This is a genomic window from Alteromonas sp. AMM-1, assembly GCF_047290655.1.
Classification (GTDB): domain Bacteria; phylum Pseudomonadota; class Gammaproteobacteria; order Enterobacterales; family Alteromonadaceae; genus Alteromonas; species Alteromonas mangrovi.
Map to the genome: position 1 here is coordinate 1 of NZ_JBLBUE010000004.1, position 11,355 is coordinate 11,355.

General features: G+C 46.9%; 12 protein-coding genes and 1 tRNA gene. 6 read left to right on the plus strand and 7 right to left on the minus strand.

The window, feature by feature from the left end:
- Nucleotides 1-136: 136 nt before the first annotated feature.
- The 3 genes from ACLR2L_RS01525 to ACLR2L_RS01535 form a co-directional block, all read right to left on the minus strand.
- Nucleotides 137-574 carry a hypothetical protein gene (locus tag ACLR2L_RS01525; RefSeq protein ID WP_413365101.1) on the minus strand — a complete coding sequence of 146 codons (438 nt, stop codon included), beginning with the start codon at nt 572-574 and terminating at the stop codon, nt 137-139.
- Between the two features lie 229 nt (nt 575-803).
- Complete coding sequence (gene ilvN / locus ACLR2L_RS01530) at nt 804-1,301, minus strand: acetolactate synthase small subunit (RefSeq protein ID WP_140958147.1); 498 nt, start codon at nt 1,299-1,301, stop codon at nt 804-806.
- Nucleotides 1,301-3,019 (minus strand): acetolactate synthase 3 large subunit, encoded by a 1,719-nt coding sequence (locus tag ACLR2L_RS01535; RefSeq protein ID WP_413365104.1) that lies wholly within the window; start codon nt 3,017-3,019, stop codon nt 1,301-1,303. Before ACLR2L_RS01535 ends, ilvN begins: the two co-directional genes overlap by 1 nt.
- Nucleotides 3,020-3,454: 435 nt before the next feature.
- On the opposite strand from ACLR2L_RS01535, the gene ACLR2L_RS01540 reads away from it, so the two are divergent.
- Nucleotides 3,455-3,652, plus strand: coding sequence for a hypothetical protein (locus ACLR2L_RS01540; RefSeq protein ID WP_413365106.1), 198 nt, complete (start codon nt 3,455-3,457; stop codon nt 3,650-3,652).
- A gap of 86 nt (nt 3,653-3,738) precedes the next feature.
- On the opposite strand, the gene ACLR2L_RS01545 is transcribed toward ACLR2L_RS01540, so the two are convergent.
- The 3 genes from ACLR2L_RS01545 to orn all read right to left on the minus strand — a co-directional run bounded on the left by ACLR2L_RS01545 (nt 3,739) and on the right by orn (nt 5,218).
- Nucleotides 3,739-4,227 (minus strand): DUF4442 domain-containing protein, encoded by a 489-nt coding sequence (locus tag ACLR2L_RS01545; protein WP_413365108.1) that lies wholly within the window; start codon nt 4,225-4,227, stop codon nt 3,739-3,741.
- Nucleotides 4,228-4,484: 257 nt separating this feature from the next.
- A tRNA-Gly gene (locus tag ACLR2L_RS01550) sits at nt 4,485-4,560 on the minus strand.
- Between the two features lie 100 nt (nt 4,561-4,660).
- Complete coding sequence (orn, locus tag ACLR2L_RS01555; protein WP_413365110.1) at nt 4,661-5,218, minus strand: oligoribonuclease; 558 nt, start codon at nt 5,216-5,218, stop codon at nt 4,661-4,663.
- 88 nt (nt 5,219-5,306) lie between these two features.
- Between orn and rsgA the strand changes: the two genes are divergently transcribed.
- From rsgA to ACLR2L_RS01575, 4 genes are all read left to right on the plus strand, one after another.
- Entirely contained in the window at nt 5,307-6,335 is a 1,029-nt protein-coding gene (gene rsgA / locus ACLR2L_RS01560) for a small ribosomal subunit biogenesis GTPase RsgA (protein ID WP_413365112.1), read from the plus strand.
- 127 nt (nt 6,336-6,462) lie between these two features.
- A complete protein-coding gene (gene asd, locus ACLR2L_RS01565) occupies nt 6,463-7,350 on the plus strand; it encodes an archaetidylserine decarboxylase (RefSeq protein ID WP_413365114.1) in 888 nt (295 codons plus the stop codon).
- Nucleotides 7,351-7,353: 3 nt separating this feature from the next.
- Nucleotides 7,354-8,229 (plus strand): DMT family transporter, encoded by an 876-nt coding sequence (locus ACLR2L_RS01570; protein WP_413365117.1) that lies wholly within the window; start codon nt 7,354-7,356, stop codon nt 8,227-8,229.
- Nucleotides 8,230-8,232: 3 nt separating this feature from the next.
- Complete coding sequence (locus ACLR2L_RS01575; RefSeq protein ID WP_413365119.1) at nt 8,233-8,922, plus strand: glycerophosphodiester phosphodiesterase; 690 nt, start codon at nt 8,233-8,235, stop codon at nt 8,920-8,922.
- On the opposite strand, the gene ACLR2L_RS01580 is transcribed toward ACLR2L_RS01575, so the two are convergent.
- Nucleotides 8,919-9,332: a MerC domain-containing protein gene (locus ACLR2L_RS01580; RefSeq protein WP_140958155.1), complete on the minus strand. Its 414-nt coding sequence runs from the start codon at nt 9,330-9,332 to the stop codon at nt 8,919-8,921. The genes ACLR2L_RS01575 and ACLR2L_RS01580 overlap by 4 nt on opposite strands.
- Nucleotides 9,333-9,539: 207 nt before the next feature.
- Here ACLR2L_RS01580 and ACLR2L_RS01585 point away from each other — a divergent pair, with 207 nt between their 5' ends.
- The gene (locus ACLR2L_RS01585; protein ID WP_413365122.1) at nt 9,540-11,348 is read left to right on the plus strand and encodes a sulfotransferase; all 1,809 of its coding nucleotides are present in this window, start codon (nt 9,540-9,542) and stop codon (nt 11,346-11,348) included.
- Nucleotides 11,349-11,355: the final 7 nt, after the last annotated feature.

An 11,355-nucleotide genomic window follows, 5' to 3' on the forward strand; every position in this document is an offset into this window, starting at 1 on the left:
GACTGGTCCATCACTCACATATCATTCAATTACAAGGAGAAAGCTACCGTAGAAAAGCAGCCATAAAACAGGAAGGATAACTCAGCGACAACCGGTCAAGTTAATTGACGCCAGACCGGTCAAGATAGTTGACGTTCTATATACTGAGCGTAGATATATCCAAAAAGCGGCTTAATATTGAATCAAATTGAGCCATCTGCTGAGTAATTACATCCTTATTTTCAAGTAATTGACTAAAGCACCCTTTCTCCTCCAGCGAGCAATAGATTTCTTCATTGTCATAATTTGGCAACCTATCTATTTTTGGATATTTGAGCTGTTTTTCATAATCTAACAGACCCTTTTGGATCATACTTACAGAAGCCAAATATTCTGCAGTAGCATCCTCGTAGGGGGTGGAACCTTGTTTTCCAAGTGCAATTAAAGATAAATAAGCATTTTGGTTTAGATTTGGAGCTTTTGAAAAATACTGAATCCATAGTCTTGCCTCTGTGTCTAATGGATCATCTGTGGCCAGATGCCACAGAAAACCTACGACAGCCATCAGCGCCATTGATAACATTGTTTTTTTCATATCGTCCTTTTTAAACCAAATCTAAAATCCATTATTAAAGAAGCAATTCATGCTATCTGGCTATTAAGAAAAGGTAAATTGCGCAAATCGAATTCAATACAACTTCTGCCCCAATATTGATTGCTTTGGAGATGCAAGAATGACGAATGAAGGGCTTGAACAACCATTGCTTAATCAAAAAAAAGCCCGAATAAAATCGGGCTTTTTTGGTTTTATTAGTCACTGTGTACTAGGGACGTAAGGCCCGCTCACCGCGCGCTAAACCACATACACCGGTACGCGACGACTCGATGATCTCGGTACACTGCGCCATGGTAGTCGCAAAGGCGTCCAGCTTATCGGTGGTGCCTGTTACTTCAATAGTGTAATTACTTACCGACACATCCAGTATGTTTGCACGGAAAATATCAGCATTGCGTTTTACTTCAGCGCGAATGGCTTCCGTACGCGTTGCCACTTTGATTAACATCATTTCACGCTCTATGTGTGCGTTTTCAGTTAAATCAACCACTTTAAGTACATCTACCAGCTTGTTTACCTGCTTGGTGATCTGCTCGATTACTTTATCATCGCCATGGGTAATAATAGTCAGGCGTGACAAACTGGCATCTTCTGTTGGTGCCACACACAAAGAATCAACGTTGTAACCACGCTGAGAGAACACACCTACAATTCGCGACAAAGCACCTGGGGCGTTTTCCATTAATACAGATATGATTCTTTTCATCAGGTTCTCTCCGTCTTACTTAAACGCATGTCGTCCATTGCGCCGTACTTAATTTGCATTGGGTATACGTGTTCATTCTGGTCTACTGCAATATCCATGAACACCAGACGATCGGTTAAGCTAAAACACTTCTCCATGGCAGCATCTAATTGATCGAGTGAATCTACTTTAATGCCTACATGTCCGTAAGCTTCAGCCAGTTTCACGAAATCCGGTAGAGAATCCATGTAAGAATGAGAGTGACGGCCTTTGTAAATCATATCCTGCCACTGACGCACCATACCCAGAGCACGGTTATTCAGTGAAATAATCTTAATAGGCAGGTTGTACTGCAAACAGGTAGCCAGTTCCTGAATATTCATCTGGATACTGCCATCTCCTGTTACAACCACAGAGGTCGCCTCAGGATGTGCAAACTGCACGCCCATGGCGGCTGGTAAACCAAAGCCCATGGTGCCAAGACCACCTGAGTTGATCCACTGGCGTGGTTTGGCATAGGGGTAATAAAGCGCAGCAAACATCTGGTGCTGGCCTACATCTGAACTCACATAGGCCTTACCATCGGTGTACTTATACAATGCTTCAATAACACGTTGTGGTTTAATTACGGTGTCGCCTTGTTCGTAATTCAAACACTTACGAGAGCGCCACTGTTCAATTTGCTGCCACCAGTCGGCCAGCTTTTCTGTTTGCGCAGCAAAGTCCTGAGGATTCAATAACTCAAGAATTTGCTCCAGAACTACGTCAACTGAGCCTACAACCGGGATGTGTGCATTTACTGTTTTTGAAATCGAAGCAGGATCGATATCAACATGAATAATTTCTGCATGGGGGCAGAATTTCGCAACGTTGTTCGTTACGCGATCGTCAAATCGTGCACCAAGAGCCAGAATGCAATCCGAGTTATGCATGGTTTTATTGGCTTCCATTGTGCCATGCATGCCTAACATGCCCACAAATTGCGGGTGCGTACCTGAAAATGCGCCCAGGCCCATCAGGGTACAGGTTACCGGTGCATTCAACAGCTCAGCCAGTTTGGTTACCAAACCCGACGCTTCAGCTGTTACCGCGCCACCACCAACATACAGTACAGGACGTTCCGCTTTTTGCAGTGCCGTAACGGCTTTCTTAACCTGCTTACTGTGACCACGCACCGTAGGATTGTAAGAACGCATTGCCACGCTGCTTGGAAACACATAGGGGTGTTCTTCCATTACGTTAACAATATCTTTTGGTAAATCCACCACTACCGGGCCAGGACGACCTGTGTTTGCAATGTAGTATGCTTTTGCAATGGCTTCTGGAATATCCACAGCACGCTTAACCAGGAAGCTGTGCTTCACGATAGGGCGTGAACAACCCACCATGTCTGTTTCCTGGAACGCATCTTCACCAATGTGCATAGACGGTACCTGGCCAGACAGAACGACCATTGGAATAGAATCCATATACGCTGTTGCAATACCGGTCAGGGTGTTAGTTGCCCCTGGGCCAGACGTGACCAGGACAGTACCCGTCTTGCCGGTCGAACGCGCGTACCCGTCTGCCATATGTGCAGCGGCCTGTTCGTGACGTACGAGGACATGTTTGACATCATCCTGAGCAAATAAAGCATCATAAATGTCAAGAACGGCACCGCCTGGGTAACCGAATACATGTGTAACTCCTACATCTTTTAGCGCTTCCACCACCATGGCGGCGCCCGACATCATCTTCACGGTGTTATCTCCTACTAGATAATTGTGCCTGTTGCAGCGTAATAGTTAACCGTAATAAGTGACAAACACAGTTTGACGAACGAGAAAAATGGCAAAATTTGTTTATCACCTATTCACGGTACGCGGACTATATCGAAGCAATTAGGAAGATCAAACAGTTTTCTGAATAAAAGTGAGACATATATCCCAATAATGGAAATAATTAGGATGAATCTTTCGATTTTAACTATTTAACCCGTTAAAACGAAATATTTTTTCACATTAAATTAACACTGAAATTGTGTAAACTTTAGTCTAATGCCGCATAGATATTGGCCCTCAAGGCAATTCATCCCAAAAATTTCGATTTCCATAAATATGCTAAATTAGGATAAACATTTCGTTTGATGTTTTATTTGAGAAAATGTTCGTTAGATATTGGGGAATTCATCGTCGTTGCGTCTATCTAGACTGTTTAATAATTCACTCACCCCAACAGTACCTGACTCTGATGGCGTTACATCGCCTCAGGAGCTAAACAAGCTGATCGACTCGCATGGACCCAAAGGACTCAATATTTCGGCAGAGATGATAACAATGTGGCAACGCGCGTTGTTATACGATTTAGAATTAGGCAACTTCACTGCTGATTGAACACGTCCAACCAGGCAGTAAAGTTGCGGGCTAAGCGGGATTATCGGCTATCTGGTGCGAGCTTGTCGCTTTAGCGCTTTCAGCAATCAGCGTTTTTTGGGCACCCATGCCCAAATCATTTCGCACAGAATAGGCTCAATACCTTGTGCATCGGTAACTTTTACCTGCACGGTAACCTCCCCTTTTTCCTGCTCCTGCATTTGGGCAATTTGTGCATCGGTAAGTGTCGCAACGGCCAGCATGTCACCCTGAGCACGTTTCACGTACTGCAAATTCATCGACTTAATTAACGGTAACTTATCGCCAGGTAGATTCACTCCCACAATAAACCCCGTTGCCGATTCAGCCAATAATGCCATTGCGGCTGCGTGAACACTGCCAATATGATTTTGTACTTTTTTGTAGTTCTTCTGCCGGAAGGTAACCTGTTTCAGGTCTGTTTCCAGAATATCCACCTTCGCCGTTCCTGCCAGCTTCACTTTGTACCTGAACATCCAGGTTAACAAGCGCTGACGCAACCACGTAGGATACTGATTCGCTTTTTGCGCAAAGGCGCGCAGAGGGTTTGGTTTCATACATCGTTAACTCTTACTGGTCGAACCAGAAGAGTAGTCGGATCTTGTCATCTATTCAAGCGGAATGCGTGAAAGCACAATGAGTAGCGGTTCAGAACTGGTTATGTTTTCTGGTTCAATGGCTTAGAAATTAAGAAAGCAAAATCTGATATAAACTGCTAATCGCTGAACGACATGCACGTTGTCGCTGGCCCCTTGGGGTCGCGAATCGCTATGACTTTCTGTGTTTGGATTTTTTATAATTTCTGAAGAGAAATTGGAGCGGGAAACGAGACTCGAACTCGCGACCCCAACCTTGGCAAGGTTGTGCTCTACCAACTGAGCTATTCCCGCTTAAGAGTGGTACTTCGTTTGAAGTGGTGCGCATTTTACAAAATTATTTATCTAACGCAATACCTATTTTCAATTTTTTTGTAATCTGCGCACTGACTGCTTAAATACTAAACACTTTTTGTCTGTAGAACTGTAATTCCGCAATGGATTCGCGAATATCATCCAGTGCCTGGTGCGTTCCTTTCTTAGTGAAACCTTCCAGCGCGGTTGGCTGCCACCGACGAACCAGCTCTTTTATTGTACTCACATCAATGCTTCTATAATGGAAGTACGCTTCCAACTCTGCCATGTACTTCACCATGAAGCGGCGATCCTGGCCTATCGTGTTACCGCATAGCGGTGATTTACCCGCCGGTACATATTGTTCCAGAAACGCAATGGTCTGTTTTGCTGCGCTCGACTCATCTACCTGGCTTTCGCGACAACGCTGAGTTAATCCACTCTCACCATGCACACGGGTACACCAATCATCCATGCCATCCAGCACGGCATCGGGCTGATGAACCGCAATCACAGGCCCTTCGGCCAAAATATTTAACTGCGAGTCCGTTACAATGGTTGCTATTTCCAGAACCACGCAGGTCTCTGGATCAAGGCCGGTCATTTCCATATCGATCCAAACCAGATTATCTGGCGAAAATACAGCGGAAGTAGTCATGAAGCACACCTATTTGCGTTGAAGTGGTGACACATAAAGTGCACAAAAGGTATCATGCACAGCTTAAAACGCAATAAAAGAGAGCGGCGTGGCCAAGAAACCCAAATTATCCCAGCGACAACAACGTCAGGTAGCAGCAAATCGCGAAAAGCGACTAGCTCGCCGACAGGCAAAATCTTCTCCGGATTTATCTTCGTTAATAGCGGGTCGCGTGGTCGGGCGATTTGGTAAACAGGCAGACGTTCAGGACCACGCCGGCGAGATTGTGCGTTGTCACATACGTCGAACCATAGCGTCGGTGGTATGCGGCGACAATGTACTATTTGCGCGCTCGGAAGTGCCAGATGAAAACCTCGGTGGCGTTATTGAGCTGGTGCAAGACCGTCGCTCAGTGTTAACCCGGCCTGACTTTTACGATGGCGTAAAGCCCATCGCCGCCAATATAGACCAAATCATCGTTGTTTCGTCGGTTAAGCCAGACTTATCCCTGAATATTATCGACCGTTATCTGGTAGCTTGTGAGGACACCGGTATTGCCCCCCTTTTGGTGCTGAATAAAGTTGAGTTATTAAGCCCCGAAGAACGCGAGTCCGTAGAGACTTCGCTAAAAATCTATACAAAGCTTGGCTACCGCTTTCTTTACACCAGTTGTAAAAGCGGTGAAGGTATCGATACCCTGCACGACACACTGCGCGATAAAACCAGTGTATTCGTTGGCCAGTCGGGCGTGGGCAAATCCAGTATCATTAATCAGGTACTGCCCGATGCGGATGAGCTGGTTGGCGAAATTTCGGAAAACTCCGGGCTTGGGCAACACACCACCACCGCAGCCAAATTATTGCCCATTCCCACTGGCGGCGATTTGATCGACTCGCCCGGTGTACGGGAATTCGCACTATGGCATTTGCCGCAAGAGCGGATCACATGGGGTTTTAAAGAGTTCCGCGACTATTTGGGTGGCTGTAAATTCCGCGATTGTAAACACCTGAATGACCCCGGCTGCATCATCCGTCAGGCAGTGGAAGACGGAGAAATAGCCCCTCAGCGCTACGAAAATTATCACAAAATTATTGCTGCAATGGACGAACAACGGCCGTCTTATATCAAACCCTCATGAACCATAACCGTAAATTGCTATGTTTAGCCACGGGATCCGGTACAATGCGCTGCATAACAGGGTCGTATATCTGAGTATTCCCAGAAGGGTTCAGGCAGACACCACAGAATAAGTAAGGAGATCCCTTTTGCTGGATTGGTTTAAAGTTAACGTACAGTACATTTTACCCAAACACCCTATTTCACGTTTGGTAGGTAAGCTTGCCGCTGCCGAAGCCGGCTCACTGACCACGTGGCTTATCAAGCTGTTTGTAAAGCAGTTTAAGGTCAACATGGATGAAGCCATGTATTCTCAGCCAGAGGATTACCGCACGTTTAACGCCTTCTTTACCCGGCCGTTAAAACCCGGCGTACGCCCCATCGACGACAGTGAAAACGGGCTTTGCCACGCAGTAGACGGCACCGTTAGTCAGTTCGGCGATATTGTGGGTGAAGACCTTATTCAGGCTAAAGGCCACAAGTTCACACTGAGTGCACTGTTAGGTGGCAATCCGGATTTAGCCGCACATTTCAAAGGCGGTAAATTTGCCACTATCTACCTTTCGCCCAGAGACTACCATCGAATCCATATGCCTATCGAGGGCACACTCACAGACATGGTATATGTACCAGGCGAATTGTTCTCCGTAAATCCGCTAACGGCCGAAAATGTGCCCGGTTTATTTGCCCGCAATGAACGTGTAGTTACCCTGTTTGATACGCCTGTAGGCAAAATGGCCATTGTGTTGGTAGGGGCAACCATTGTAGCCAGCATCGACACAGTGTGGGCTGGTACAGTGACGCCACCCGCCGGTAAACACGTAACGCACTGGCGATATGACACCGAAGGTGAAGGCGCGATTACCATTGGCAAAGGCGAAGAAATGGGCCAGTTCAAATTAGGCTCAACTATTGTTGTGTGCTTCGAAGCCGACAAAGTAGACTTTGCTGATTTGGCTACCGAACAAGTTACCCGTTTGGGTACGCCTTTTGCCACTTTCGCTATTTCTGCGGACACGCAAACCCAACCAGATTAATTCATGGAACCCGTTAAAAAGAGCCTGATCTCCCTGCATATCGCCGTAATTCTGCTTGGGGGTACAGGGCTCTTTTCAAATATTATTCCGCTTTCGGCTACCGACATCACGCTGGGCCGCAGCCTGTTTGCCTGCGTTGCATTGTGTTGCGTAGTGTTCATTGGCAAAGAGGGACTGGCGCTTGAACGCCGTCGCGACTACAGCATAGCTATTGGCCTGGGACTGTTAATGGCGGTGCACTGGATCACCTATTTTGCCTCCATGCAACATGCCGGGGTATCGGTAGGCATGATTGCCATGTTTACGTTTCCGGTGATCACCGTACTGTTAGAGCCTTTTTTCGAGCGTACACGCCTGGTGTGGCAGGATGTGTTAAGTACACTTGTCGTGGTGCTGGGAATAGTATTGATTGTGCCGGAAATTTCGCTGAAAAATGACATCACGCTTGGGGTGGGATTAGGGATTGCCTCTGCGGTGTTATATGCCATCCGCAACCTGTCACATCGCAAGTACTTTTCACACTACAGTGGCGCCAAGGCCATGGCCTGGCAAACGCTGGTTATTGCGCTGTGCATATTACCTTTCAGCGGCGCGTCACTACTACATGCCGACATGAATGTTTGGCTACTATTGTTAGCCCTGGGTACATTTTTCACAGCGCTACCTCATGCAATGGTAGCCAGCAGCCTTGCCCACTTGCGTGCAAAAACCTTCTCACTCATCGCCTGTATGCAACCCTTTTACGGTGTTGCATTTGCGATTGTATTACTAAATGAAAGTCCGGGGTGGAATACACTGATTGGTGGATTGTTGGTGACCTCTGCCTCGATTTATGAAACAGTAAACACCCATAAGTCAGTGGCATCCAAAAAGAGTTAATGTATGTGGATACTTGGGCATCGCGGTGCCAGCAAAGCCGCGCCGGAAAATACCCTGGCCGCGTTCTCTCTGGCCTTCGCTCAACACGCACACGGCATTGAGCTGGACACCTATCAGGTTGACGGTCAAATCGTGGTTATTCACGACCGGTGGTTAAACCGCACAACGAATGGAACAGGCTTGGTAACCTGCCAGACTCTGCCCTATTTGATGAGCCTGGATGCAGGCAATGGCGAGCGCATTCCATTGCTACAGGATGTATTCCGTTTGCTGCCACACACCGCCCTGTTCAATATTGAAATTAAGCATTTATATTGCACAGAAAGCTGGATAGCAACGGTGCAACAAGGTATCCGGCAATCCGGTTTTCCCGTGGAAAATATCATTATCTCGTCGTTTAACCATCGCTGGCTTCGCAGTATTCAGCAGGCCTGGTCCGGGGTAAAAATTGGTGCACTTACCGCAACGTATCCACAGAGCGGTTTAGGATTTGCTGAGGATCTCAGTGCTTACTCACTGCACATGGCGCTTGATGTGGTTGACGAAAATTATGTTCGGGAAGCCAAACAAGCCGGCTTAAAGGTACTTGTGTATACCGTGGATCATCCGCAGGATATGGTTATGCTGGCTGATTGGGGTGTTGATGGTATTTTTACCAACGTACCCGATATTGCGGTTAACACACTGGGTTAATTACTATCGGCCAAATGCTGGCCGCCAATCTTGCCATGGCAACAACGGCATTTTCTGCACAAACGCATGTTAAGCCAGTGTCCCACAATAATGAGCATGGCTCCCACAGCGATAGTGAATGGCTCACCGGCTTCACCAAACATATTTTTGAACCAGTAAATCGCGCCACCACTTAATAGCAGTAACAGAGGGTAAACCTGACCATGGTAACGAATTGCACCAACAATCAGTGCAACGCTGCCAATCAGAATAGACAAGCTAAGAATGGTGCGTTCAAACCATACTTCACCAAATACGCTGGATGCCAGTAAAGGAAGTACCGGAATAGCCAGACAATGCAACGCACACAAACCAGAGATCCAGATCCCTAGCCGGTCGAGAATAGTTGGATTGTCGATGGGTGACTGCATATCAAGCCTTAGTGTTACGAACGGATGTTATAATATAACAAAGCTGTTTTTTATCAAGTCAAAAATGCAATTCGCCGGCTAACTGCTTCAATATGCTGAACCTTTAATACGCTGCTCCTAATACGCTGTGCCACCGACTTGATGCCCACCATGTTTACTGCTAGGCTCTTCAACCTCCCATTTCCCATACCGCCTGAGATTGTCTGTATGCCACAATCACCATTTCAGATACGTTATGAACAGGCTGTGGATCTGGCAAATGAGGGAAAACCGGCCGACGCAATTAAACTGTTATATCCGCTTGTTCAACAATCCCCAGGGTACTATCAGGCCTGGCTTTTATTCAGCCGTTGTTTATTCGAGACTGGTTATGTAAAAGAAGCAGTGCAAATAGCCAGACATGCCGACAGTGTTGACCCATTGGCTTCGCACTTCCAACGCATCCAGCAGTGTATGCAGCATCAACGCATCGAAGAGGCAACCGGCATTGCCCGGGCTATGCTGGAGGACGTACCGCATCATTGCAAGGCCCTGTTTACGCTGGCAAGCCTGGCGTTGTCGGCCGGGCAACCAGAAGTCGCAATAGCCATCTTGACACCGGAAGTGCCACTACAGCCTGCCAACATTACGCTGAGACGATTACTTGCCGATGGTTATGCCAAATCCGGGCAATACTCAAACGCTATTGCTGCAAGTAAGGTGTTGGTGCAACTGGATGAGTGTTTTGAGAATCTGTGGCGCTTGCTGGGACTGCTATTTAAATACGGCCAGTATGACGAATTTCTTCACTTCTGTGAGATTGCGGCGAAGTATGTAGATAATCAATCGGATGAATCCAGCCAATTGGCTTTGTTAAAAGGCCAGGCTTTAAGAGTATTGGGGAGACGGGATGAAAGCATTCACTGCCTTACATCCAGTCTGACAATAAACCCAAACAATGCCGAAGCCTGGCTTGCTCTGGCCGATTTCAAAGATTACGTGTTCACTGAAGCCCAAAAGCATCAACTTGAATCCCTGTTAAACCGCCCTGTTTCTGCTGAAGTAAAGTGTATGGCAAGCTTCGCTTATGCCCGCTTATGTGACGCCAAAGGCAACACTCAGGCGAGCTTTAAACACTACGCGGCTGCCAATGCGTTAAAGGTAACCAACCCCCACGTTGTTGAGGGGATTCAACAGGATTTAGCAAACATCAAACACCAATACTGCGCCAGTGCTCTTTATGAACAGGCGGAAGCGTTAAACTCGCACCCAACGCCTGTATTTATTGTGGGTTTACCGCGCTCGGGTTCTACGCTTGTTGAACAGATGCTGGCTTGTCATAGCCACATAGAAGGTACGATGGAGCAACCCACGTTGTTACATGTTGAGCAGCGTGCCAACCGTCACTCACAAACGCACTATCACGCCAAACTTGGAGACACGCTCAGCAAACTTTCGGCAAAAGAACTAACGGATTTTGGCAATATCTATCTGAAAGAAAGCGCAGTATTCCGGCATCAGAATATGCGCTTTTTTACCGATAAACAGCCTTTTAACTTTCGTCTGATAGGTCTGATCCACAAAATACTCCCCAAAGCGATCATTATTGATGTTGTGCGCAACCCCATGGATTGCGGACTCAGCCTGTTTAAACAGTATTTTCACTCTGGTGTGGATTTTAGCTACAACCTTAACCACATAGGCACGGTATATAACCATTACCGCAGTATGATGGCGCACTGGGATAGCGTATTGCCAGGCAAAGTTATTCGGATACATTATGAATCACTCATCGACGACCCAACGACCCAGATTACACGTGTCCTGAACTACATGGGTCTCGAATTCGAACCACAGTGTTTATCTTTTCACACCACCAGCCGAGCCATTCACACCGCTAGTAGTGAGCAGGTGCGCCAGCCTATTAATCGCAACGGTGTGTGTGGTTGGGTAAATTTAGCCGGAGAACTTCAGGTGTTGCAGGACAGCCTTGACCCTGCATATTTAAGTGAATCACTTGCGCTAAAGCAAACCTAAAACCAGT

Bases quoted from the DNA above. Each gene is read 5' to 3' on its own strand.
- ACLR2L_RS01580 (WP_140958155.1), bottom strand. From the start codon at position 9,332: ATGCAGTCACCCATCGACAATCCAACTATTCTCGACCGGCTAGGGATC.
- ACLR2L_RS01570 (WP_413365117.1), top strand. From the start codon at position 7,354: ATGGAACCCGTTAAAAAGAGCCTGATCTCCCTGCATATCGCCGTAATT.
- ACLR2L_RS01525 (WP_413365101.1), bottom strand. From the start codon at position 574: ATGAAAAAAACAATGTTATCAATGGCGCTGATGGCTGTCGTAGGTTTT.
- ilvN (WP_140958147.1), bottom strand. From the start codon at position 1,301: ATGAAAAGAATCATATCTGTATTAATGGAAAACGCCCCAGGTGCTTTG.
- ACLR2L_RS01575 (WP_413365119.1), top strand. From the start codon at position 8,233: ATGTGGATACTTGGGCATCGCGGTGCCAGCAAAGCCGCGCCGGAAAAT.
- ACLR2L_RS01585 (WP_413365122.1), top strand. From the start codon at position 9,540: ATGCCACAATCACCATTTCAGATACGTTATGAACAGGCTGTGGATCTG.
- orn (WP_413365110.1), bottom strand. From the start codon at position 5,218: ATGACTACTTCCGCTGTATTTTCGCCAGATAATCTGGTTTGGATCGAT.
- ACLR2L_RS01545 (WP_413365108.1), bottom strand. From the start codon at position 4,227: ATGAAACCAAACCCTCTGCGCGCCTTTGCGCAAAAAGCGAATCAGTAT.